General features: G+C 70.6%; 21 protein-coding genes. 15 read left to right on the top strand and 6 right to left on the bottom strand.

What is annotated here, in order from left to right:
* Positions 1-10 precede the first annotated feature (10 nt).
* From EWH70_RS33275 to lpdA, 12 genes are all read left to right on the top strand, one after another.
* Positions 11-1,030, top strand: coding sequence for an ABC transporter substrate-binding protein (locus EWH70_RS33275; RefSeq protein ID WP_130479553.1), 1,020 nt, complete (start codon positions 11-13; stop codon positions 1,028-1,030).
* An 11-nt stretch (positions 1,031-1,041) separates the two neighbouring features.
* Entirely contained in the window at positions 1,042-1,866 is an 825-nt protein-coding gene (locus EWH70_RS33270; protein ID WP_205669360.1) for an ABC transporter ATP-binding protein, read from the top strand.
* Positions 1,867-1,876: 10 nt separating this feature from the next.
* Entirely contained in the window at positions 1,877-3,037 is a 1,161-nt protein-coding gene (locus EWH70_RS33265; RefSeq protein WP_130479551.1) for a Gfo/Idh/MocA family protein, read from the top strand.
* A 150-nt stretch (positions 3,038-3,187) separates the two neighbouring features.
* On the top strand, positions 3,188-4,183 hold the full coding sequence (locus EWH70_RS33260) for a hypothetical protein (protein ID WP_130479550.1): 996 nt from the start codon (positions 3,188-3,190) through the stop codon (positions 4,181-4,183).
* Between the two features lie 41 nt (positions 4,184-4,224).
* A complete protein-coding gene (locus EWH70_RS33255; RefSeq protein WP_205669358.1) occupies positions 4,225-7,674 on the top strand; it encodes a ThuA domain-containing protein in 3,450 nt (1,149 codons plus the stop codon).
* A gap of 15 nt (positions 7,675-7,689) precedes the next feature.
* Positions 7,690-8,541, top strand: a complete 852-nt coding sequence (locus EWH70_RS33250; RefSeq protein WP_130479548.1) for a sugar phosphate isomerase/epimerase family protein — start codon at positions 7,690-7,692, stop codon at positions 8,539-8,541.
* A complete protein-coding gene (locus EWH70_RS33245; protein ID WP_130479547.1) occupies positions 8,541-9,230 on the top strand; it encodes a hypothetical protein in 690 nt (229 codons plus the stop codon). The genes EWH70_RS33250 and EWH70_RS33245 overlap by 1 nt, the downstream gene beginning before the upstream one ends.
* Before the next feature lie 70 nt (positions 9,231-9,300).
* Entirely contained in the window at positions 9,301-9,555 is a 255-nt protein-coding gene (locus EWH70_RS33240; protein WP_130479546.1) for a hypothetical protein, read from the top strand.
* A 146-nt stretch (positions 9,556-9,701) separates the two neighbouring features.
* Positions 9,702-10,106 carry a nitroreductase family deazaflavin-dependent oxidoreductase gene (locus EWH70_RS33235; RefSeq protein ID WP_130479545.1) on the top strand — a complete coding sequence of 135 codons (405 nt, stop codon included), beginning with the start codon at positions 9,702-9,704 and terminating at the stop codon, positions 10,104-10,106.
* A 17-nt stretch (positions 10,107-10,123) separates the two neighbouring features.
* On the top strand, positions 10,124-10,297 hold the full coding sequence (locus EWH70_RS35715) for a hypothetical protein (protein ID WP_165436523.1): 174 nt from the start codon (positions 10,124-10,126) through the stop codon (positions 10,295-10,297).
* The gene (locus EWH70_RS33230; protein ID WP_420809115.1) at positions 10,294-11,058 is read left to right on the top strand and encodes a lysophospholipid acyltransferase family protein; all 765 of its coding nucleotides are present in this window, start codon (positions 10,294-10,296) and stop codon (positions 11,056-11,058) included. The genes EWH70_RS35715 and EWH70_RS33230 overlap by 4 nt, the downstream gene beginning before the upstream one ends.
* A 34-nt stretch (positions 11,059-11,092) precedes the next feature.
* Positions 11,093-12,490, top strand: a complete 1,398-nt coding sequence (gene lpdA / locus EWH70_RS33225; protein WP_130479544.1) for a dihydrolipoyl dehydrogenase — start codon at positions 11,093-11,095, stop codon at positions 12,488-12,490.
* Positions 12,491-12,969: 479 nt separating this feature from the next.
* Here the strand turns inward: lpdA and EWH70_RS33220 are convergent, their stop codons facing one another.
* Genes EWH70_RS33220 through pstC form a run of 4 tightly spaced genes read right to left on the bottom strand, consistent with a single transcriptional unit; the run spans position 12,970 to position 17,458 of the window.
* Positions 12,970-14,487, bottom strand: coding sequence for a PstS family phosphate ABC transporter substrate-binding protein (locus tag EWH70_RS33220; protein WP_130479543.1), 1,518 nt, complete (start codon positions 14,485-14,487; stop codon positions 12,970-12,972).
* Positions 14,488-14,499: 12 nt separating this feature from the next.
* A complete protein-coding gene (locus tag EWH70_RS33215; RefSeq protein ID WP_130479590.1) occupies positions 14,500-15,297 on the bottom strand; it encodes a phosphate ABC transporter ATP-binding protein in 798 nt (265 codons plus the stop codon).
* A 56-nt stretch (positions 15,298-15,353) separates the two neighbouring features.
* The gene (gene pstA / locus EWH70_RS33210; protein WP_130479589.1) at positions 15,354-16,472 is read right to left on the bottom strand and encodes a phosphate ABC transporter permease PstA; all 1,119 of its coding nucleotides are present in this window, start codon (positions 16,470-16,472) and stop codon (positions 15,354-15,356) included.
* A gap of 5 nt (positions 16,473-16,477) precedes the next feature.
* Complete coding sequence (gene pstC, locus EWH70_RS33205; protein ID WP_130479542.1) at positions 16,478-17,458, bottom strand: phosphate ABC transporter permease subunit PstC; 981 nt, start codon at positions 17,456-17,458, stop codon at positions 16,478-16,480.
* Positions 17,459-17,595: 137 nt separating this feature from the next.
* Between pstC and EWH70_RS33200 the strand changes: the two genes are divergently transcribed.
* The 3 genes from EWH70_RS33200 to EWH70_RS33190 are packed head-to-tail and all read left to right on the top strand — an operon-like array spanning position 17,596 to position 21,366.
* Positions 17,596-19,767, top strand: a complete 2,172-nt coding sequence (locus EWH70_RS33200; protein WP_130479541.1) for a hypothetical protein — start codon at positions 17,596-17,598, stop codon at positions 19,765-19,767.
* On the top strand, positions 19,764-20,642 hold the full coding sequence (locus tag EWH70_RS33195; RefSeq protein WP_130479540.1) for a sortase: 879 nt from the start codon (positions 19,764-19,766) through the stop codon (positions 20,640-20,642). Before EWH70_RS33200 ends, EWH70_RS33195 begins: the two co-directional genes overlap by 4 nt.
* Before the next feature lie 52 nt (positions 20,643-20,694).
* On the top strand, positions 20,695-21,366 hold the full coding sequence (locus EWH70_RS33190; protein ID WP_130479539.1) for a S1 family peptidase: 672 nt from the start codon (positions 20,695-20,697) through the stop codon (positions 21,364-21,366).
* A gap of 52 nt (positions 21,367-21,418) precedes the next feature.
* Here the strand turns inward: EWH70_RS33190 and EWH70_RS33185 are convergent, their stop codons facing one another.
* The gene (locus tag EWH70_RS33185) at positions 21,419-22,486 is read right to left on the bottom strand and encodes a substrate-binding domain-containing protein (protein WP_130479538.1); all 1,068 of its coding nucleotides are present in this window, start codon (positions 22,484-22,486) and stop codon (positions 21,419-21,421) included.
* A 141-nt stretch (positions 22,487-22,627) separates the two neighbouring features.
* On the bottom strand, positions 22,628-23,017 hold the full coding sequence (locus tag EWH70_RS33180; RefSeq protein WP_130479537.1) for a DUF1508 domain-containing protein: 390 nt from the start codon (positions 23,015-23,017) through the stop codon (positions 22,628-22,630).
* Positions 23,018-23,127 lie beyond the last annotated feature (110 nt).

Raw genomic sequence — 23,127 nt, 5'->3', positions numbered from 1 at the left:
AGGCCCCGACATGAAGATTCGCGCACTGGCCGCCGGCACGGCCGCGGCGCTGTTGCTGCTGGCAGGTTGTGGCGGTTCGGAACCGGAGAAGACCACCGGCGCGGACGGCAAGCAGCTGGACAAGGCCACGCTGACGCTGAACTGGTACCCCTACGGCGAGCACGCGCCGTTCTACTACGGCAAGGCCAAGGGCATCTTCGAAAAGCACGGCATCGACCTGACCATCCAGGCGGGCCAGGGATCGCAGAAGACCGTGCAGGCCACCAGCGCCGGCCAGACCGACTTCGGCTGGGCCGACACACCCGCGCTGCTGGCCGGTGTCGCGCAGGGCCAGAAGCTGAAGAGCATCGGCGTGTTCCTGCAGACCACGCCGTCGTCGGTGCAGTTCTTCTCGGACAAGCCGATCAAGGCTCCCGCCGACCTGAAGGGCAAGACGATCGCCAGCACCGCCGGTGACGCGCTGAGCAAGACGTTCCCGGTGTTCCTCAAGGCCAACGGCCTGTCCGAGGCCGACGTCAAGCTGCAGAACACCGACGCCGCCGGCAAGATGGCCGCGGTCATGTCCGGCCAGGTGGACGCGCTGCTCGGCTACGCGACCGACCAGGGCCCGACCATGCAGGCCAAGGCAGGCAAGCCGGTGTCCTACCTGCGTTTCGCCGACCACGGGCTGACCCACTTCAGCAACGGCCTGATGACCTCGGACAAGAACCTGGCCGAGCGCAAGGACCTGGTGCAGCGCATGGTCGCCGCCTCCAGCGAGGCGTGGACGGCGGCCAAGGCCGACCAGGAGGGCGCCGTCGCCGCGATGGCGGGCGCCTCGCAGCAGCTGCCGGCGCCGGAGGTACTGCGCGAGCAGTTCGCCAAGACGCTGGAACTGCTGAGCACCCCGGCCACGCAGGGCAAGGCGCCCGGCGTCAACGACGAGGCCGACTGGCGCAAGACCATCGAGGTGTTCGCCACGGCAGGCGTGATCCAGAAGGCGGAGCAGCCCAGCACCTACTGGGACGGCGCCGTGGCACCGAAGGCATGACGGGACCGGACATGGTGAACCGCACAGCGGAAAGGCCCGAACCCGTGGCGGCGCCCGCGCGGCAGGCGGCCGCGGTGGAACTGGACGACGTCGCCGTCCGGTTCCGGACCAAGAAGAAGGACGTCACCGCCCTGCGTGAGGTCTCGCTGCGGGTGGAGGAGGGCGAGTTCGTCGCCATCGTCGGCCCGTCCGGCTGCGGCAAGTCGACGCTGCTCAAGCTCGCGTCGGGCCTGCTGGCGCCGTCGTCGGGCGCGGTCCGGGTGCTCGGCGAGCCGGTGACCGGCCCGCGCAAGGACATCGGCTACATCTTCCAGCGGGCCGCCCTGCTGGAGTGGCGCTCGGCGCGCAAGAACATCCTGCTGCAGGCGGAGATTCGCAAGCTGCCCGCGGACCAGGCGCGGGCTCGTGCGGACGAGCTGATCGAGATGACCGGGCTGACCGGCTTCGAGGACGCGTACCCGCACGAGCTGTCCGGGGGTATGCAGCAGCGGGTGGCCCTGTGCCGCGCGCTGCTGCACCGCCCGCCGGTGCTGCTGATGGACGAGCCGTTCGGCGCGCTGGACGCGCTGACCCGCGAGCAGATGAACGTCGAGCTGCGGCGGATCTGGCGGGAGACCGGCACGACGATCCTGCTGGTCACCCACTCCATCGCGGAGGCGGTCTACCTGGCCGACCGCGTGGTGATGATGACCGCGCGGCCGGGCACGATCGCCGGCGTCGTCGACGTCGACCTGCCGGCCGAGCGCGACTACGGCAAGACCATGTCCGAACCGGCTTTCGCCTCGGCGACGGCCCTCATCCGTGACCACCTCGGTTCCGCCTCCGCGGCCGACTGAAAGGAAACACATGGCGGGCATTCAGCAGCGGTCGGTCCGGATCGTGATGAACGGGGTGACCGGCCGGATGGGCTACCGGCAGCACCTGCTGCGGTCGATCCTGGCGATCCGGAACGAGGGCGGGCTGCGGCTCGGCGACGGCACGGTGGTCTGGCCGGAGCCGGTGCTGGTGGGGCGCAACGAGGCCAAGCTGGCCGCGATCGCCAAGGACCACGAGCTGGACCACTGGACGACCGACCTGGACGAGGCGCTGGCCGCACCGGACGCGGAGATCTACTTCGACGCGCAGGTCACCAGCAGGCGCGCCGAGTCGGTGAGCAAGGCCATCGCCGCCGGGCTGCACGTCTACACCGAGAAGCCGACCGCCGAGAACACCGAGGGAGCGCTGGAGCTGGCGCGGCTGGCCGCGGCGGCGGGCGTCAAGGTCGGCGTGGTGCAGGACAAGCTGTTCCTGCCCGGCCTGCGCAAGCTCAAGCGGCTGGTCGACGGCGGCTTCTTCGGCCGCATCCTCTCGGTGCGCGGCGAGTTCGGCTACTGGGTGTTCGAGGGCGACTGGCAGGAGGCGCAGCGGCCGTCGTGGAACTACCGGGCCGAGGACGGCGGCGGCATCATCGTCGACATGTTCTGCCACTGGCGTTACGTGCTGGAGGAGATCTTCGCCCCGGTCCGCAGCGTCCAGGCGCTGGCCGCCACGCACATCCCGCGCCGCGTCGACGAGCAGGGCAGGCCCTACGACGCGACGGCCGACGACGCCGCCTACGGCATCTTCGAGCTGGACGGGGGAGTGGTGGCCCAGGTCAACTCCTCCTGGACGACCCGGGTGTTCCGCGACGAGCTGGTGGAGTTCCAGGTCGACGGTACCGAGGGCAGTGCGGTGGCCGGGCTGCGGCGCTGCCGGGTGCAGCACCGGTCGACGACCCCCAAGCCGGTGTGGAACCCCGACCTGGCGGCCACCGAGGACTTCCGCGCGCAGTGGCAGGAGGTCCCGGACAACGAGGAATTCGATAACGGTTTCAAGGTGCAGTGGGAATTGTTCTTACGACACGTTGTTTCCGGTGAGGAATTCCCGTGGGATTTCCTGGCCGGCGCGCGAGGTGTGCAGCTCGCGGAGCTGGGACTTCGTTCCGCGAGGGAAGGTCGCCGCCTGGACGTTCCCGACCTGACACTCTAGGCCAAGATCGTCCGCCAAATGCTCTATTGACTGGACAGGAAAGGACACTACCGTCGTTGTGGGGTTGGTGAAAGCGCTTTCACCGGCTAGGTTTCATCCGGCATTGTTCTTCCCTCGACTGCGAAGTCGACGCTCGATGGAGAGGTCCCCATGATCGGTATCAGATCTGCTGCTGTCCGGCCGAGAACCGTGGCCGCGCTCGCCCTGGTCGCCACCACGTCCGGCCTGGGCATGCTCGCGCTGACCGCCCCGGCCAGCGCCGGGCTCACCACCTACTGCGAGGGTAGTGCGGGCGCGGTGACCGTGCCCGGCGACCTGGTGGTCGCCGCGGGCAAGTCGTGCACACTGGACGGCACCAAGGTGACCGGTGGCGTCACCGTCCAGGCCGGCGCCAACCTGGTGATCACCGGCGGTGAGTTCTCCGGTGGCGTTACGGTCGGCGCGGACGGCTTCTTCGACGCCCAGAACACCAAGATCGCCGGCGACGTCGTGCTCAACGACGCCTACGGCTCCTTCCTGTCCGGCGCGCCGATCGGCGGCTCGGTCAAGGTCAGCCCCGCCGCCGGTTCGGAGCGGGTGACGTACACGTTCGTCCAGGGCGTGAACGTCAAGGGCGGCGTCAGCTCCACCACCGGTGAGTTCTACGCCGAGAACTCCACCGTCGACCAGTCGGTCACCGGCACCGGCGTGAAGTACCTGGACCTGTCCGGCGTCGTCGTCGGCAAGGACCTCACCGTCTCGGGGGCAGCACAGGGCTCGGTGTTCTGCGCCGGCGAGGTCTACGGCAACGCGTCGTTCACCGGCAACGCCGGAACGCTCCAGCTGGGCGCGGACGGCCCGGTGCTGGGCTGCACCCAGGCCAGCTACTGGGGCGGCAACCTGACCGTGTCCGACAACAACGCCGACGTGCGGGTGAGCAACAACATCGTGCGCGGCAACCTGGCCGGGACCGGCAACTCGCCGGCGCCGACCGGTGAGAACAACCGGGTGCGGGGCACCGTGTCCGGCCAGTTCGAGAACCTGCAGGCCTCGGCTTCGGCCATGGCCGCCAGGTCCGCGGACCGTAGCTCGTCCGCCGAGGCGAAGCTCGAGCAGCGCCGTGCCGAGGCACGCGCCGAGGCGGGGGTCCAGCGCGCCGCGCTGTGACCGTTTCCGTTATGGACAACGCAGTCCGATAGGGGATGATCATGCGTCGAACCGGGCGGGTGCGGGCGTTGCTCGCGGTCGTGCTGGCAGTGCTGGTCACGATGACCGTGGCCAGCGTGCCCGCAGCAGCGCAGGGCCGTTTCGCGGTGCTGGTGTTCTCCAAGGTCACGAACTTCTACCACGACTCCATCCCGGCGGGGATCGAGGCGATCAAGAAGCTCGGGGCCGAGCACCAGTTCGACGTCGAGGTGTCCGACGACGCCGCGGCGTTCACCGACACCAACCTCGCCCGGTTCGACGCGATCATCTTCAACAACACCAACTCCACCCCGGAGAAGGGCGATCTGCTCAATGCCGAGCAGCGCGCCGCGTTCCAGCGCTACATCCGCGCCGGAGGCGGCTACACCGGCATCCACGCGGCCTCGGCCAGCGAACGCGACTGGCAGTGGTACGAGGGCCTGGTCGGCGCGATCTTCGACAAGCACCCGGCACCGCAGGTCGGCAGGGTGAAGGTGCTCGACCGCAGCCATCCGTCCACTAAGGACCTTCCGGAGCTGTGGGAGCAGAACGAGGAGTGGTACAACTGGAAGGTCAACCCGACCGGCAAGGTGCACACGCTCGCGCAGATCAAGGTCCGCGACGGCGTCACCGGGCTGGACGAGGGTAACGACCACCCGTGGTCGTGGTGCCAGAACTACGACGGCGGCCGCTCCTGGTTCACCGCCGGCGGGCACCACAAGGAGAAGTTCGCCGACCCGCTGTTCGTCAAGCACCTGCTGGGCGGCATCGAGTGGGCGGCTGGCGCCAAGCCCGGCGAGTGCGGTGCCACGCAGACCAAGAACTTCCAGCGGATCCCGCTGGTCGACAAGAACCTCGCCGACCCGTTCGAGCTGGCCGTCGCCCCGGACCGCCGGGTGTTCTACATCCAGCGCACCGGCCAGCTGAAGGTCATCGACCAGGACACCCTGCGGGTCACCACCGCGCTGGACTTCAAGTACGACTCGGAGATGCTCAGCCAGTCCGACGGGCTGCTCGGGCTCACCCTGGACCCGAAGTTCGCCGAGAACAACCAGCTCTACCTGCTGTACTCGGTGAAGGAGGCCAAGAAGCTGCACGTGTCGCGGTTCACCGTCGGCGCGGGCAACGTGGTCGACCCGGCCAGCGAGAAGGTGCTGCTGGAGATCCCCACCTTCCGCGGTGAGGGCAGGGCCAACTCGCACATGGCCGGTTCGCTGACCACCGACAAGCACGGCAACCTCTACATCGCCACCGGCGACAACACCGACCCGTTCGCCTCCGACGGCTTCACGCCGATCGACGAGCGTGCGGGCCGCCGGGCGTGGGACGCGCAGGGCACCTCCGGCAACACCAACGACCTGCGCGGCAAGATCCTGCGGATCACCCCGCAGCCGGACGGCACCTACACCGTCCCGCAGGGCAACCTGTTCGCGCCGGGCACGGACAAGACCCGCCCGGAGATCTACGTGATGGGGCTGCGTAACGCGTTCCGCATCGCCGTCGACCCGATCAGCGACGCGCTGCTGGTCGGCGAGTACGGCCCGGACTCACGCACCGCCAACCCGAACCGCGGGCCGGAGGGCACGGTCGAGTACCTGCGCATCACTCAGGCCGGCAACCACGGCTGGCCCTACTGCGTCGGCAACAACACCCCGTTCAACGACTACGACTTCGCCACCGGCCAGTCCGGTGCCAAGTTCGACTGCGGCAAGCTGGTCAACGACTCGCCCAACAACACCGGCCTGCGTGAGCTGCCGCCCGCCCAGCCGGCGTGGGTGTGGTACGCCTACTCGGCGTCGGCGGAGTTCCCGGAGCTGGGCACCGGCGGTGGCGGCCCGATGGGCGGCCCGGTCTACGACTACGACCCGGCCAACCCGCTGGTGACCAAGTTCCCCGAGTACTTCGAGAACAAGTGGTTCAACTACGAGTACACCCGCAAGTGGTTCAAGACGTTCTCGGTCCAGCAGAACGACCAGACGTTCACCGACCCGCGGTTCCCGCCGGTGAAGGCCGGTGACCTGCACTCGATCAACAGCGTGTTCGGCGGCATGAGCTGGATTCAGCCGTTCGACGCACACTTCGGCCCGGACGGCTCGCTCTACGTGATCGACTTCGGCTCCGGCAGCGGCACCGGCCGTGGCGGCAGCAACGAGGGCGCGGGCATCTACCGGATCGACTACGTCGCCAACGGCCGCAGGCCCACCGCCAAGATCACGCCGTCGGCCGACAACGGCCGCTTCCCGCTGACCGTCCGGTTCTCCAGCGAGGGCTCCGGCGGCGGTGACGGCGAGCCGGTCAGCTACGCGTGGGACTTCGACGGCAACGGCACCACCGACTCCACCGAGCCCAACCCGACCCACACCTACACCGAGCCCGGGCAGTACCCGGCGCGGCTGACGGTGACCAGCTCGGCCAACAAGCTCACCGGCGTCGCGGCCGTCGACATCACCGCGGGCAACCACCGTCCGCAGGTCAAACTGCGCACGCCGGTCGACGGCGGGGCGATGGACTTCGGCGACCGCATCCCGTTCGTCGTCGAGGTGAGCGACCGGGAGGACGGCCGGATCGACTGCTCCAAGGTGGTCGTGCAGTCCCAGCTCGGGCACGACGCCCACCTGCACCCGATGGACACCATGACCGGGTGCCGCGGCGAGATGCCCACCGACGACGGCGCCAGCCACGGGCCGGGGCAGAACCTCTACGTCGGGCTGTCCGCCACCTACACCGACGGCGGCGGGCCGCGGGGCGTGCCCAGCCTGACCGGGTCGGACCACCTGGTGCTGGAGCCACGGCGCAAGGAGGCCGAGCACTTCGAGGGTACCGGCGGCGCGCAGGGCGGCGCCGAGGTGCTGAGCAGGCCGAGCGCGTCCGCCGGCAAGCGGCTCGGCGAGATCGAGCACGGTGACTGGGTGATGTACGACCCGGTGAACCTTACCGGCATCCAGTCGGTGACCGTGGGCGCCAGCTCGGGCGGGCTCGGTGGCACGGTCGAGTTCCGGGCGGACTCGCCCACCGGGCAGCTGCTCGGGTCCGCGGTGATTCCCAGCACCGGCGGCTACGACAACGTCGTGTCGCCGACCGTCCCGCTCACCGACCCGGGGCGCACGGTGAAGCTGTACGCGGTGTTCGTCAATCCGGAGTGGACACCGGACAAGCCCGACCTGATGGGGCTGGACTGGCTGCAGTTCAACGGTGAGGGCATGCGGGCACCGGGAACCGCCACCGCAGTGACCGTGAAGGCCGACCCGGCCGGAGGCACGGCGCCGCTGGCGGTGTCGCTGTCGGCCACCGTCACCCCGCCCGCCGGACGGACGATCACCGGGCACCACTGGGACTTCGGCGACAACACGAAGGCCGAAGGCCCGGCCGCGACCCACACCTACGCACGCAAGGGCGTCTACACCGCCCGGCTCACCGTCACCGACGACAGGGGAACGCACAGCTCCGGAACCGTGACCGTCACCGTCGGCTGAAGGAGAAATCAGACCATGGACGAAACCCGCCGTGGATTCCTGCGCCTGGCCGCGACGGCCGGGGTGGCCGCCGGGGTAGCGACCGTTCTGCCCGGTACGGCGTCGGCCGAGCCGCTGACGTCCGTCCCGAAAGGACACATCGGGATCCAGCTCTACACCGTCCGGTCGCTGATGACCGGCGATCCACAAGGGACACTGAACGCGCTGGGCCGGATCGGCTACGCCACCGTCGGCGTCAGCGGCCTGTACGGGCACACGCCGCGGGCGTTTCGCGCCATGCTGGACAACGCGGGCCTGCGGGCCGTGCTGACCCACACCAGCTGGGACGCGATGCGGGCCGATGTCGACAAAGAGATCGAAACGGCCCGGGTGCTGGGGGTGCGGTACCTGGTGGTGCCGTCCCTGCCGGGCTCGCTGCGCACGGTCGCCGGCTACACACAGGTCGCCGCCGCGTTCAGCCGGTGGGGGATCGCCGCCCGCAGTGCCGGGCTGAAGTTCCTGTTCCACAACCACGGCGTGGACTTCATGACCGTGGACGGCAAGGTGCTCTACGACATCCTGGTCGAGCAGACCGACGCCCGGTTCGTCAACTTCGAGCTGGACCTGTACTGGATCATCCAGGGCGGGTACGACCCGGTGTCCTACTTCGAGCGGTACCCCGGGCGGTTCCCGGTGTATCACGTGAAGGACATGGCGCCCAACGGGTCGTTCGAGGACGTCGGCTACGGCACCATCGACTTCCCGCGCATCTTCCGGCGGTACCGGGAGTCGGGAATCCTGGAGTACGTCGTGGAGCACGACCAGCCGAAGGACCCGCTGGCCTCGGCCGCGCGTAGTTACGGCTACCTGTCGACGGTGCGGTTCTGATGCGGGCGCTGGTGTTCGCGGTGGTGTTCGCGGCGTCGCTGGTGCCCGGGGTCGCCTCCGCCGACGCGCCGCCGGGGTGCCGGATCGGGTCGACCGTGGTCACCGGCGTGATGGACGGCTCGAACTGGGCACCCCGCACCCCGGCCAAGTGGCGCTTCGCCGACGGTGAGGCGGTGCTGACCGAGCCCGGCACCAACCCGGGCCCGCCGCGGCGGCCGTTCGAGTACGCCACGCTCACCGCCGGGCCGTCGTTCGCCAGCGTGCAGGTCGACGCCGAGGTGCGCATCGACGCGCCGGTGACGCTGAACAACCGGGACGTGATCATCACGTTCGGGCAGGTGTCGGATACCCGCTACTACTACGCGCACCTGTCGCAGGACAACACGATCTACCCGCACAACGGGATCTTCGTGGTCAACGACGCCGACCGGCTGCGGCTGGACGACCAGTGGAACGGCTCGGTCGGCGCGCCGCCTGCGATCACCGACGCCGAGTACCACCACGTGCGGGTGCGGCACTGCGTGCCGACCGGGCGGATCACGGTGTTCGTCGACGACATGTCCACGCCGCTGATGACGGCGACCGACCGGACGTTCCGGCTCGGCGGCCGGATCGGGTTCGGCTCGTTCGACAACCACGGCCGGATCCGCGAGGTGACGGTGACAGGCACGCCGGTCACCCCACGCTGAGCGCAAGGAATCTGCAAGGGCCACCTCCTATCGTCGGCGCTTCGAACTGGGCATGGACGAGTGAGGTGCGATGAGGAAACGGGGAATCGGTGTGGCGGCGGGGATGGGACTCACCGCCCTGGTCGCCGGTACGTTGCTGGCGGCTCCGGCGGTGGCCGCTCAGGCCGAGGTGGCCTCACCGATGGGGCTGGTGAAGTACCCGGACGAGTTCCGGACGCTGGGCGAGTGCCAGGCCGTCGGCAACGACATGGTCCGCAGGACCTGGGCGTGGTTCTACGAGTGCAAGTACACCGTGCCGTGGGCCCTGTACTACGAGCCGCGCTGACCGGCGGATTTCAAGCACGTGAAGGCCACCTTCACTACGTGAGACGTGGTGAAGGTGGCCTTCACGTGCGTTCGCGCACTGCGGAATGATCGCCGGCTGGCTAGCGTTGTGGCTGACGACCCAGACCTGATGAGGAGTCCAGCACAATGCTGTTCGGTGACGAGCACGTCCGGCGTTACGAGGAGACCGACGGAGAGGTCGGCCACGATTGGGAGAAGGGCGCACCGATCCTGGTGCTCACCACGAAGGGGCGCAAGACGGGCAAACCGCGCAAGTTCGCCCTCATCTACCAGAAGGTCGGCGACGACTACGTGATCGTCGCGTCCAAGGGCGGCGCCGACGAGCACCCCGGCTGGTACCACAACCTCGTCGCCAACCCCGAGGTCGGCGTCCAGGTCAAGGCCGACAAGTTCACCGCCGTCGCCCGGACCGCCACCGGCGACGAGCGGGCGAGCCTGTGGCCGACGATGGCCGCCGTGTGGCCCGACTACGATGAGTACCAGAAGAAGACCGACCGCGAGATTCCCGTGGTCGTGCTGGAACGAAAGTAGCGGGCGGGAGCGGACCGGTGGCGCAGGCGGACGAGATCGAGGTGGCCGGGCTGCTCGCCAGGCTCGCCGAGGCACAGCACCAAGCTGAGCTCGGCGAGCTGAACCCGGCCGAGCTGCCGGGCCTGCTGCGGGCCCAGCGGATCGTGCGGGAGATCGCCGACTGGCCGGTGGAAGCCGACTCCGACCGGTGACGCGCTGGACCGAACTGGCGCCCGACGCCGCCGGTCCGTCGCCGCGGGAGCTGCGGTCCGGGTCGCTGCCACGCACCGGGCGAGGAGCCTGGTACGGCCTGGCCATCGACGTCATCCGGCCGATGCTGGTGCACGGCGGCCGGATGCGGTTCCGCGGGCTGCGGCACGTCCCCCGGACGGGTGGCGTGATCATCGCCAGCAACCACCTGTCGTTCGCCGACCCGGCCACCCTCACGTTCTTCTGCCTGGCCGCCGGCCGCGTCCCGCGCTACCTGGCGCGCGACGACCTGTGGCGGATGCCGGTGATCGGCCGGGTGATGACCTCCGGCGGGCACATCCCGGTGCATCGCGGGAGGTCGTCGGTGGTCGACGCCTTCCGGGACGCCGTCGGCGCCGTCGAGGCGGGGGAGTGCGTGGTGGTCTTCCCGGAGTCGACGTTCAGCGACGACCCGGACGGCTGGCCCGCCCGCGGCAAGCCCGGCGTGGCCCGCATGGCGCTGGCCACCGGCGCGCCGGTGGTGCCGGTCGCCAACTGGGGCACCCACCACCTGCTGCCCCGCGGCAGCTACCTGCCCCGCTTTCTGCGCAGGCCCGCCGTCGACATCGTCGCGGGCCCGCCGGTCGCGCTGGACGACCTGACGCCGCCCGGGGGCGGCCGCGTGGGCGCCGCCGCGCTGGCCGAGGCGACCGGCCGCATCATGGGGTCCCTCACCGGCCTGCTGGCCGACATCCGGGGCGAGGTGCCGCCCGTCACCCGGTAGGGCGAAGGGCGTGAAGGACGCATAAGCTGCGGACATGGCACATTTCGACGTGGTGGTACTGGGCGCGGGCCCCGGGGGATACGTCGCGGCCGTGCGCGCCGCGCAGCTCGGGCTGCGGACGGCGATCGTGGAGCAGAAGTACTGGGGCGGCGTGTGCCTCAACGTCGGCTGCATCCCGTCCAAGGCGCTGCTGCGCAACGCCGAGCTGGCGCACCTGGTGAACAACGAGGCCGACGTGTTCGGCATCCAGGTCGACGGCTCGGTCCGGTTCGACTACGGCGTGGCGCACGACCGCAGCCGCCAGGTCGCCGAGGGGCGCGTCAAGGGCGTGCACTTCCTGATGAAGAAGAACAAGATCACCGAGTTCGACGGCAAGGGCACCTTCACCGACGCCAACACGCTGCGGGTGGACCTGTCCGGCGGCGGCACCGAGACCGTCACGTTCGACAACTGCATCATCGCCGCCGGTGCCACCACCAGGCTGCTGCCCGGCACCAGCGTCAGCGACCGCGTGGTGACCTACGAGGAGCAGATCCTCGACCGCGAGCTGCCGGAGAGCATCATCATCGCCGGAGCCGGCGCGATCGGCGTCGAGTTCGCCTACGTGCTGCACAACTACGGCGTGAAGGTCACCATCGTCGAGTTCCTCGACCGGATGGTCCCGCTAGAGGACGCCGAGGTGTCCAAGGAGCTGGCGCGGCGGTACCGCAAGCTCGGCGTCGAGGTGCTGACCTCGACGAAGGTGGAGTCGATCGACGAGTCCGGGGAGAAGGTCCGCGTCACCGTCTCGGCCAAGGGCGAGCAGAAGGTGCTGGAGGCGGACAAGGTCCTGCAGGCCATCGGGTTCCAGCCGCGGGTGGAGGGCTACGGCCTGGAGAACACCGGCGTGCGGCTGACCGAGCGCGGCGCCATCGACATCGACGGCCGGTGCCGCACCAGCGTGCCGCACATCTTCGCGATCGGCGACGTCACCGCCAAGCTCATGCTGGCGCACGCCGCCGAGTCGATGGGCATCATCGCCGCGGAGACGATCGGCGGCGCGGAGACCATGGAGCTGGACTACGTCATGATCCCGCGGGCCACCTACTGCCAGCCGCAGGTGGCCAGCTTCGGCTGGACCGAGGAGCAGGCGCGGGAGAAGGGCTTCGACGTCAAGGTGGCGAAGTTCCCGTTCACCGCCAACGGCAAGTCGCACGGCCTCGGCGACCCGGGCGGCTTCGTGAAGCTGATCAGCGACAACACGCACGGCGAGCTGCTCGGCGCGCACCTGATCGGCCCGGACGTCACCGAGCTGCTGCCGGAGCTGACGCTGGCCCAGCAGTGGGACCTCACCGTCCACGAGGTGGCCCGCAACGTCCACGCGCACCCCACCCTGGGCGAGGCCGTCAAGGAGGCCGTGCACGGCCTGGCCGGCCACATGATCAACCTGTAGCGCGGGGTCCGGCTCCCGGCACACGTCTATTGCCGTGAAGGGGGCCCTCACGGCATGAGACGCCGTGAGGGCCCCCTTCACGGCATTCAGGCGGGCGGGAACGTGCAACTCGCGGGTCCAGAACGTACGACTCGCGCGTCAGAACGTACGACTCGCGCGTCAGAACGTACGACTCGCGCGTACGGGCCGTTCACGCCACGAAGCCTGTGGTGGCCGCTGGTTGCGGTGGGATGTGGGCGGGAGCGTGGAATTCGCGTGCTGGAAGGCGGAGTTCGCGTGCACGAGCGCGGAGTTCACCAGATGAGACACCCGCGTCATGATGCGGACCCGCGAGTCCCACCGTCGTGCACGCGAGTTCCACGCTCCGGCACGCGAACTCCACGCTCCCGCACCACCACGAGTCCCGACCTTGCCGGAGCCCTGGCACCAGACCCCGGGGAGGCCCCCTTCACGGTATTCGCGGACTCGCCCGGCGCGGGTCAGGGAGCGGAACGGCGGAACCGGCGGAAGAGGCCGCGTGCCACCAGCGGGGTCACGATGACCACCAGCAGCACGCCGGCCGCCCAGGCGCCGAACTCGCCGAACGCGCCCTCGCCGTAGGCGGCGGGCTCGGCGTTGCGCCAGTCCTTCGAGCCGCCGTTGGCCAGATCCTCGGCGTCCTCACCGGCGCCGGGACCGTTCGTGGCCGCCGCCTGCTGGCTGGTGGCCGGACCGTTGGTGGCGGGGCCCTGACCGCCCTTGGTGAGCTTGTCCACCCCACCCATGGCCTCGAACGGGTCGGGCGGGCTGGACGCGCCCGCGCCGAGGCTGCCGTGGAACGTCGGGTTGTTGCAGTTGCCCGCGTTCAGCTGCGTCGCGGGCCTGCCGCTGAGCCTGGCGACGGAGTTCATCATCTCCTGCGACAGGTTGGGCGGCAGCGGGGAGAATCCGGCGGCGGCCATGTTGACCTGCCCCTGGCAGGCGACGTGTTCCATGAACCGCACCATCGTCTCCGACTTGCCGGGGTCGGAGTACACGGTGCGGCAGGTGTCGCGGTCCGGGGCGGGCCGGCACGGTGTCATCAGGTAGGAGTACGCCGAGATCGGGTACGTCTTCGGGTCCGGGTTGGTGTACACACCGGACAGTTCCTGGCTCAGGTCCGGGCGCAGGTTCGCCCGGGTCAGCGCGGCGGCGATGTTCTCCGCGTAGGGCTGCACCCACTTGCCCGCGGCGTTCTCCACCCAGGCGGCCTGCACGTCGTACTTCTTGGCGTAGGCGAACTCGTCGTAGCCGATGGTCCAGCGCTGGTTGCGGACGAAGCCGGCGATCATGTCCGAGTTGGCCATCAGCTGGTAGTTGATCCCCGCCTGCACGGCGCCGACCAGGTTGATCGGCCGGGTGCTCGGCAGGAAGTGGCCCATGTTGGACCGGCGCATGAAGTTCTGGTACGGACCGGGGGCCGCGTGGGCGACGAAGTCGTAGAACAACGCCGTCGTGCCCGAGTCGCCACCGCGCCCGACCAGCTTGATGGGCTGGTCGGGCAGCGCCTTGCCGCCGTTGGTGGCGGTGATGGCCGGGTCGGACCAGCGGGTGATCTCACCGGAGAAGATCCGGCCGATCGTCTGCTGGTTCAGGTGCAGGTAGTTGACCGGATTGCCGCCCGCGTCGGTGATGTTGTACATGACCGCGATCGCGCCGGCGACGTCGGGAACGTACTGGAATCCACGCTCCCGGGTGGGTTTACCGCCGATACCGGCCGCCTCCAGCGAACTGACCTCGGCCTCGGTACCCGCGAAGTCGATCGTGCTGATGCCGTAGCCCGTCACGCCGGCCGGTGAACCGGTTCCGGTGTACTGCACCGGGATTCCCCTGGTGTTGGCGTTGCTCACCCAGTCGGCCATGGCGGGCTCCACGTAGGTGGAACCGCCGCCGAGGATGGGGGTGGCCGCCAGCGCCACCGGCGGGGACACCGACAGTCCGATCAGGACACAGCAGACCAGTGCGGCCAGTCTTCGCATCGCTCTTTCCCCTTAGCCGAAACGGCCGTTGACGTAGTCGTAGGTACGCGGGTCGTCGGGCTCGGTGAACACCTTCTCGGTCGGGCCGTGCTCGACCACCCGGCCCGGCTCGTTCTCCGCGGCCAGGAAGAACGCGCAGTGATCGGACACCCGCTGGGCCTGCTGCATGTTGTGGGTGACGATCACGATCGTCACGTCGTGGCCGATCTCGGAGATGGTCTGCTCCACCCGGCGGGTGGAGGTCGGGTCCAGTGCCGAGCAGGGCTCGTCCATCAGCAGCACGTTGGGCCGCACCGCCAGCGACCGGGCGATGCACAGCCGCTGCTGCTGCCCGCCGGACAACGCGCCGCCCGGCGAGTTCAGCCGGTCCCGCACCTCCCGCCACAGCCCGGCCCGCTCCAGGCTCTGCTCGACCAGCGCGTCCTTGTCGTCGCACTTGAGCCCGGCGAGCTTGAGCCCGGCCAGCACGTTGTCCCGGATGGACATCGCGGGAAACGGGTTGGGCTTCTGGAACACCATGCCGATCCGCAGCCGGACCTGCTGCGCGCGGGTGCCTTCGGCGTAGATGTCGGTACCGTCCAGCAGCACCTCGCCGCCGAGCGTGGCCGAGGGGACCAGCTCGTGCATCCGGTTGAGGATGCGCAGGAACGTCGACTTGCCACAGCCGGACGGGCCGATCAGCGCGGTGACCTCCCTGGCGGGCATGGTCAGCGACACGCCCTCCAGCACCAGCCGGTCACCGAACCAGGCGGCCACGTCCCGCGACTCCAGCGTTGCCGCACCGGGCGGCGGCCCGCCGACGAGTGTCACCTCGCGGGTGGAGGCCGCGGGGCCGTCCTCGTACTCGGCTTCGAGGTAATCGATGGTCACGTGCGCTCCTGGCGTCTCGTTCTGCGGGCTCGGCGCTTCGTCCTGCCGCGGCCGGCCAGCCGGGCCAGTGCGAACAGCAGGAAGATGACGATGATCAGCACCAGCGCGCCGACGTAGCCGCGGTCCTGCATGGACTCCACCGGCTGCTGGATGTTGCGGTAGACGAACAGCGGCAGGCTCTCCTGCGTGCCCGCGAACGGGTTGGCGTTGAGCACGGTGGCGCCGAACGAGGTGAACAGCAGCGGCGCCGTCTCGCCGACCACCCGCGCGATGCCGAGGATGATCGCCGTCGTCACGCCGGTGCGGGCGGTGGGCAGCACGACCGACCACACCGTGCGGGCCCGGCTCGCGCCCAGCGCCAGCGACGCCTCCCGCAGCCCGTCCGGTACCAGCCGCAGCACCACGTCGACGGTCCGGGTGACCGTGGGCAGCATGACGATGGACAGCGCGAAGCTGGCCATCAGGCCGTTGTAGTTGAACAGCGACGATCCGGACAGCGCGCCGGGGATGACCAGCGCCGCGTAGATGAACAGGCCGGCGATCACCGACGGCAGGCCGCTCATGGCGTCGACGAAGATCCGGACTGGCTTGCGGAAGCGGGACCGGGTCTCGTTGAGGAAGATCGCGGTCAGCAGCCCGAGCGGGACGACCAGCAGCAGCGCCAGCGCCGTCTGCTCCAGAGTCCCGGTGATGGCGTGCAGCCCGCCGCCCGCGGTGGCCGGGTCCACCGGGCTCACCGTCGCGGAGTCCTCGGCGAAGAAGTTCAGCCGCAGGTTCGGCGCGCCGCGGACCACGATGTAGCTCAGCAGGAACAGCAGGGGTATCAGCAGGCCCAGCATCCCGGTGAACACCACGGTGGTCACCAGCCGGTCGGTCGCGGCCAGCCGCCCGGCCCGGTCGCGGAACACCAGGTACTGCATCACCAGGAAGAGCAGGTAGCCGACGATCAGATCGGCCAGCCAGCCCGGCGAGTCCAGCAACAGCCGCATCACGAACCAGGTGAACAGCGCCGAGGAGATCGCGCAGCCGAGCAGCACCCAGCGGTCCTCCCGCGTGGTGACGCTGGTGCGCCTGCGGACCGGCCGCCGCGGCGGCGGCGCCGGAGCCTCCAGCATCGTGGTCACGCGTCCACCCCCGCACCGGACCGGCTCCGGGAGATGATCACCGACGCCGTGAAGTTGGTGGCCAGCGTGAACACGAACAGCACCAGGCCCGCGGCCATCAGCGCGTTCACCCCCAGCCCGGAAATGCCCGCGTTGCGGGCGATGAACCCGGAGATCGTCGACCCGCCGCTCTCCAGGATCCGGGTGACGATCTCCGGCAGCTGCGGCAGCAGCAGCGACACGGCGATCGTCTCGCCCAGCGCCCGGCCCAGCCCGAGCATCGCGCCGCCGATGATGCCGCCGCGGCCGAACGGCAGGATCACCGAGCGCACCATGCCCCAGCGGGTGCCGCCCAGCGCGAGTGCCGCCTCCTTCTCACCGGGCGGGGTCTGGGCGAACACCTCGCGGATCACCGAGGTGGTGATCGGCAGGACCATCAGCGACACCACCAGCCCTGCCAGGAACATCGACTGCACCAGCGTCGCGTTCTCCGTGGTCTCGAACAGCGGAATCCAGCCCAGGTTGGCCGACAGCCACGCGGCGACGGGTTCCACCTGCGGTGCCAGGAAACTGAAGCCCCACAGGCCGTACAGCAGGCTGGGCACGGCGGCCAGCAGGTCCACCGTTCCGGTGAGCAGGCCACGCAGCCGCGGTCCGGCGTAGTCGGTGATGAACAACGCGGCGAGCATGCTGATCGGCACCGCCACCAGCACGGCGATCACCGCGACGGTCACCGTTCCGGTGAGCATGCCCAGCACGCCGAACACCGGATTGTCCCCGGCCGGGTCGAAGTGGATGGTGGTGAAGAACCCGAACCCCGCGTGCCGCAGCGCCGGGGCGGCCTCCACGGTGAGGAAGAACCCGATCACCACCAGCAGCAGCAGGACGAAGACTCCGCCACCGGTGGTGACGCGGCGGAAGATCTTGTCCGCTCGGGACGGCCGGTCCGCGACGGTTCTTCGCGACGGACCCTTCGGTTGGGTGGCGGCAACGGTCACGCGGAGCAGTATGGAAGTGGGCCGGGGGGCGGTAGGTGTGGTGAAGGTGAACGCCCGACGGGACGGTGGTGAAACCCCGATCGCACCGGGCGTTCGCGCGTTGACCGGACGCGGGCCGCTGGCCCACGGTGTTCCGCGTGTCCGTCAAGAGATGTGTCGTCGCGATCGCGTGTGCCGTGCTCGCCGTCGCCCCGCTGGGCGCACCGGCGGCCGTTGCGCAGCCGCCCCAGCTGCCGTACCAGGTCACCACCACCCCAGCGGACCTGTCCTCGGTCCGCGACAGCGACGTGGTGCGTCTGAGCATCGCCGGACTGCCAGCCGGGGCGAGCGCCACGGTCGCCCTGTGCCCGGAGGACCTGCGGGACGCGCTGACGTTCAACAACACCGCGGTCTCCCGGTTCACCAACTACTGCCAGCACATCCAGGGCGTCTACTCGGCCTCGCCCGCCCGCTACCCGGCCGCCGGGCAGCCGCGCAACGCCGCCACTGGGACCATCGACATCGCCTACCCGGTCAGCCGCGGTGAGACCCAGGCACTGAACATCAACTGGGACCCCGTCTACGGCAAGGTCTACCGCGACGCCAACGGCAAGAACGTCGTCCGGCCCGAGGCGCCCAAGTACTCCTACAAGTGCGACGAGACCTCGCCGTGCGCGATCTGGGTGCAGATCACCGCGACCCCGCCCGGCCAGACCAAGCCGGTCACCTGGCTGACCCGGACCGGGCCGGTGCGGCCGTCGATGGACACCGGCGGGCCCGCCGGCTGCCAGCCCCCGGCACCGGGCCGCTCGGTCACCGCCGCCTACCCGGAACGGCTGGCCAAGTCCGCCGTCGCGTGGAACTCGCTGCTGTGCTCGCCGACCGGCGGACCCAGCCCGGTGCAGCCGCTGGCGATCGGCGAGGGTGACGCGCTGGCCGGGTTCGACAAGGCGGAACGGGACCTGGCCTACACCGGCGCCGGCACCGCGCTGAGCGAGGACCCGCGCAGGGAACGGGTATCGGTGCCGGTGGCGCTCAACGCCGTCGTGCTCGCCGCCGTCGGCAGGCAGCCCGCCGGCAAGACCGACAGCGGCGCCACGTTCACCGGCCCGATCACCGACACGCTGACCTTCGACTGGTCCGAGCTGGCCAACCTGATCGCCAAGCGCACCGCGAGCGAGGGCTTCCACGTGGGCGGGGTGATGGCCAACGGGTCCACTTTGGTCAGCCGCAACCCGTTGCTGGCCGGGATGTTCCCGCAGGACCGGCTGTTCGGCGACTTCGGCCTGTCCGGCAACGTCGGCACCGACACCGGCCCGCTGCTGCTGAGCACCATGCTCACCCAGAAGGCTCCGGCCCAGTGGCGGTTCCTGCCCACGCAGAAGGGCGGTGCGCCGGTCGGGGTCATCAAGGACTACCTCGCGGTCAACGACGGCCTGGTCAACATCGCCACCGCGCTGACCAAGGGCGGGGTGCGCAAGCAGATGCAGGACCTGTCCATGGGGCTCTGCCCGGAGAACCGGACCTGCGCCGGCTACGTGCTCACCGACCTGGCCACGGCCGTCGAGTCGGGGTGGACGCCGGTGGCCCTGCCCAACTCGGCTGGCAAGTTCGTCGCCCCCACCCCGCAGTCCCTGCAGGCCGCGGCCGCTCACCTGCGGCCCGCCGAGGACGGCACGCTACTGCTCGGGGACACCGGCGCCGACCAGGCCGCCTACCCGCTGACGTTCGCCGAGCACGCCGTGGCACCCGGCAACGCGCTGGTCGGCGCCGACTGCACGCCCCGCAAGGACGCGCAGGACACGTTGCGGGGCGTGCTGACCACCGCCGTCGGCGGCGGGCAGAAGGTCCTCGGGCCCGGCATGGTTCCGCTGACGCCGGACCTGGTGACCACGGCCCGCGAGCGGATCGCGAAGGTCGGCGCCGGGCCTGCCGGCGAGGCGTGCGCGGAGAACAAGGACATCCAGCAGAACCCGCCGCCACCGGCCGGTGGCCCGCAGGGCGGGGGAACCGGCGCGCTGCCGCCGGGCGGACCGGCAGGCGGCCTGCCCGCCGCCGGGCCGGGCCCGGACGCGGGCGCCCTGACCCAGGCGCCCAGCCCGGCCACCGTCGAGGCGGCCAAGCTGCTGGCCGGCAACACCCGGATCCCGCTGTTCCCCGGGGCGGGCGTGCTGGCGATCCTGCTGCCGCTGGTGGCGCTGGGCCTGCTGGTGGTGCTGCCGTCCTCGACGGCCTACCTGGCCGCCGGACGGCCGGTGCCCGCGTGGCTGGCCCGGGCGGCCGGCTGGGTGGGACAGCGGATCGCACGCCTGCGCGGGGCCGCGGCGTGACCACGCAGGCACCGGGGTTCGTCCGGTTCGGGCCGGCGTGGATCGGCGGCGTGGTGGTCGCGTGGCTGGCCACCGCCGTCGTGAGCTTCGCGCTGGTCGTCTACGCGGTGGGGCCGCTGCTGCAGAACAGTGACCAGCGGGAGGCGCTGTCCGTGTTGCGCGGTGAGATGGACAAGGCGCTGGGCGCCACGCAGAGCCTGCTCGGCGCCGCCCCGCCGGACCGGCCGGCCGAGTTCGGCGCGCCGGTCGCGGTGCTGGAGGTGCCGAGGTTGCGGCTGCAGCAGGTCGTCGTCGAGGGTGCCGGTCCGAGCCAGACGGCGTCCGGCCCCGGGCACGTGCCGGGGACGTCCGGGCTCGGGCAGCCGGGCAACTCCGCGGTCGTGGGCCGCTATTCCGGCTACGGCGGCGCGTTCGGCCAGCTGGCCGACCTGCGGACGGGCGACCAGATCGTCACCGCGACCACGCAGGGCAAGTCGGTGTACCGGGTGACCGAGGTGGCCACCCGGAGCCTCGACGAGCGCGCCGACTACGGCAAGACCCCCGACGACCGGCTCACGCTGGTCACGTCCACGTCCTGGTGGCCGTTGGCCGCCGACGAGGCCACCGTGGTGACCGCCGTGCTGGACGGCAAGCCGTTCCGGCCGACTCCCCAGCACGGCAAGACCGACGGCCAGGACGGCCGCACCGGCGACCCGGCCGGCTGGGCGATGCTGGCGCTGGCGTTCGGCGGGTTCGTCGCCGCGGCCGCCGGGGCGACCGTGCTCTACCGCCGGTGGCGCCCGGTGTCGACCTACGTGCTCACCGCGCCGGCGTTGCTGGTGCTGGCGACGCTGTCGGCGATGGCCGTGTGGCGCCTGTTCCCCGCCTGGAGCTGACCCGACTTTCGCAGGTGCCCTCCGCCGGGGACGCTCGATTAGCGTTCCGCGCATGCGTTCCGCCGCCACAGCAACCATTGTCACCGCACTGGCCGCCGTCGCCGCACTGGCCACGCCCGCACACGCGATCGTCGACGGCGAGTTCACCGAGTCGGCGCCCTGGTCGGCCCGCCTGTACCAGGACGGGTCCGACGGCTACTGCACGGCCACCGTCGTCGGTCCACAGTGGATTCTGACCGCCCGGCACTGCATCGGCGGCGAGCACCGGTGGGGCTTCCGGATCGGCGACGTCGAACACGCCAAGGGGGAGTACGTCGACGCCGCGGACAACGGGGTCACCCTGCACCGCGACGCCGACCTGGCGCTGGTCAGGCTGGCGAAGCCGGTGGCCGCGCCCGCGGTCTCGCTGGGCGGCCTCGACGACGTCGCCACCGGCGACACGGTCACCATCCACGGCTGGGGTGACACCGGCGGCGGGAAGCAGTCGCCGCTGCTGAAGAACGCGCGGCTGGAGGTGACCGACGTCGCGGCCACCGACGCCTACGGCGGCCGCGCGGTCAACGGCAACCGGATCAACGGGGTCTGCGGCAGCGGGGACTCCGGCGGCCCGATGTTCAACGCCGCTGGCGTCCAGGTGGGCGTGCTGTCCACCGGGAACGCCACCAGCTGCCAGTACACCCACGTCGGCGCCTACCGCGACTGGATCGCCTCGGTCACCGGCTGAGCGTGCGGACAGCCCCCGCGCCCGGCGGGCGCGGGGGCTGCGGGGGTGTGCGTCAGGACAGGGTGCAGCCGCCGGTCAGCGGCTTGAAGCCGTACAGCTCCAGGGTGTCGTTCAGCGTGCCGGCGCACAGCGGGCTCGGGCCCGAGGCGTCGAAGCCGACGGCGTTGACGGCCTGGCCGTAGGAGACCGACCGGGTGTCGACGATGTGGTACACGGTGCGAGCACCGAGGAAGGTGTCGGCGAACGCCGGCACCAGCTTGCCGCCCTCGGTCGCGTAGAGGGCGCCGTCGTAGCCGGCGCCGGACAGCGGCCGCACGTCGAAGCCGGCGCGCTTGTCGGTGACGATGCCGTTGCCCTGGGCCACGAACTGGGCCACCGAGAACGGCGTGATCGCGGCGGCGCGGTCGGCGGCCGGGATCGCGGCGGCGTCGTGCTCCTGGTGCCGCTTGATCGTCACCGGCTTGGTGGTCGGGTCGAAGCCCAGCACGGTGCCGGTGAAGAACGACAGCGTGCCGGAACCGGCCTGTGGCAGGTAGACCTGGATCGCCGCGTCGGCGCCGCCGACCTGGTTCCAGTTGGTGATGCTGCCGTCGTAGATGCCACGCAGCTGGGTCAGGCTCAGGTTGACGCCCGCGGCGGCGCCGGTCGGCAGGACCGAGTAGCTGACGCCATCGGAGGCGAAGCCGTAGTACTCGAACTCGGCCGGGTCGCTGGAGCTCGGGCCGGAGGAGGACCGGGCCACGTCGATCGCGCCGTTGCCGGCCTCGACCGAGGCACGCAGCGCGGCCTTGCCCGCCGACGAGCCGTTGGGGGGCAGGTTGCCCGGGTTGGTGTAGACGACCTCGTCGGCGAACGGGTCGGCCGGGACGGTGAACGAGCCGCCGGAGGCCAGCTGCGGCGGGACGTTGACGAAGTTGTCCTTGTCGGTGTTCCAGCCGGCGGCGTTGGACAGGCGGAACAGCTCCGCCGTGATGTCCTGGGTGGTGTCCGAGCCCGCGGCGGCGATGACCTCCGCGAGGCCGTTCGGGCCCTCGACCGCCGAGGCGGTACCGGTCATGGCCAGGCAGGCACCGGTGGCCAGGGCGGTGACACCGAGAAACCGAGCAGTACGAGCACGCATGGATTCAGCACTCTCTCTCTAGTCTCACTACGATCCGGGGAACTCCCGGGTGCGGGCACCACGCTCGCCGGGCAGGCTGGACGATGTGGGTGCGTTGCGTTCCCGCCCGACGGCACGTCGGTGAAGCACCGACGAACGCACTCAGCGTGAGCCCGGCCGGGTGTCCATCCGGTATTTGGTGCGCCAGTCGGCGATCCGTTCCTCACCCGGCAGCCCGGCGACGGGAACGGCGGCGCGGAAACGGTCCAGACCTTGCCGCGCCTCCACCTTGCGGCCGTAGCCGCGGCCCGCGACGGCGACCAGTTCGGCGTCGGCGTAGAGCAGCCAGCGCCAGCTGCCGCCGCTGGTATGGCTGAACTCGGCGGTCAGCCCGGCGACGGTGGCGCGCAGCCGCAGGATCGCACCGGCACACTCGGTGGCGTCGCGGAAGGTGCCCGCGCTGCCACCGAGTGAGAGGTTGTTGCCCCCGAGCAGTCGCCAGCGGGTCCCGTTGGCGGAGTCGACCAGCTGAAACCGCGGTGTCCTGGCCACGGTCCGGCCCCCTCGCAACTATTGGATTATTCCCCATGTGTCGCCGGGTTTATCGGGCGGTCACCGTGCCCGGGTTACGTCCGTGGATGAAGGCCCGACGGCACGGCGGT

The sequence above is a fragment of the Amycolatopsis suaedae genome (genome assembly GCF_004214935.1).
GTDB classification, from domain to species: domain Bacteria; phylum Actinomycetota; class Actinomycetes; order Mycobacteriales; family Pseudonocardiaceae; genus Amycolatopsis; species Amycolatopsis suaedae.
The sequence above is the reverse complement of the archived record's forward strand: the minus strand, read 5'-3'. Positions and strand labels throughout refer to the sequence as shown.

What these genes read in the sequence shown, in the direction of transcription:
- EWH70_RS33185 (WP_130479538.1), bottom strand. Translation starts at nt 22,486, where the DNA reads ATGCGTGCTCGTACTGCTCGGTTTCTCGGTGTCACCGCCCTGGCCACC.
- EWH70_RS33255 (WP_205669358.1), top strand. Translation starts at nt 4,225, where the DNA reads ATGCGTCGAACCGGGCGGGTGCGGGCGTTGCTCGCGGTCGTGCTGGCA.
- pstA (WP_130479589.1), bottom strand. Translation starts at nt 16,472, where the DNA reads ATGCTGGAGGCTCCGGCGCCGCCGCCGCGGCGGCCGGTCCGCAGGCGC.
- EWH70_RS33260 (WP_130479550.1), top strand. Translation starts at nt 3,188, where the DNA reads ATGATCGGTATCAGATCTGCTGCTGTCCGGCCGAGAACCGTGGCCGCG.
- EWH70_RS33235 (WP_130479545.1), top strand. Translation starts at nt 9,702, where the DNA reads ATGCTGTTCGGTGACGAGCACGTCCGGCGTTACGAGGAGACCGACGGA.
- EWH70_RS33265 (WP_130479551.1), top strand. Translation starts at nt 1,877, where the DNA reads ATGGCGGGCATTCAGCAGCGGTCGGTCCGGATCGTGATGAACGGGGTG.
- EWH70_RS33220 (WP_130479543.1), bottom strand. Translation starts at nt 14,487, where the DNA reads ATGCGAAGACTGGCCGCACTGGTCTGCTGTGTCCTGATCGGACTGTCG.
- EWH70_RS33275 (WP_130479553.1), top strand. Translation starts at nt 11, where the DNA reads ATGAAGATTCGCGCACTGGCCGCCGGCACGGCCGCGGCGCTGTTGCTG.
- EWH70_RS33270 (WP_205669360.1), top strand. Translation starts at nt 1,042, where the DNA reads ATGGTGAACCGCACAGCGGAAAGGCCCGAACCCGTGGCGGCGCCCGCG.
- EWH70_RS33190 (WP_130479539.1), top strand. Translation starts at nt 20,695, where the DNA reads ATGCGTTCCGCCGCCACAGCAACCATTGTCACCGCACTGGCCGCCGTC.
- EWH70_RS33245 (WP_130479547.1), top strand. Translation starts at nt 8,541, where the DNA reads ATGCGGGCGCTGGTGTTCGCGGTGGTGTTCGCGGCGTCGCTGGTGCCC.
- lpdA (WP_130479544.1), top strand. Translation starts at nt 11,093, where the DNA reads ATGGCACATTTCGACGTGGTGGTACTGGGCGCGGGCCCCGGGGGATAC.
- EWH70_RS33250 (WP_130479548.1), top strand. Translation starts at nt 7,690, where the DNA reads ATGGACGAAACCCGCCGTGGATTCCTGCGCCTGGCCGCGACGGCCGGG.
- EWH70_RS33240 (WP_130479546.1), top strand. Translation starts at nt 9,301, where the DNA reads ATGAGGAAACGGGGAATCGGTGTGGCGGCGGGGATGGGACTCACCGCC.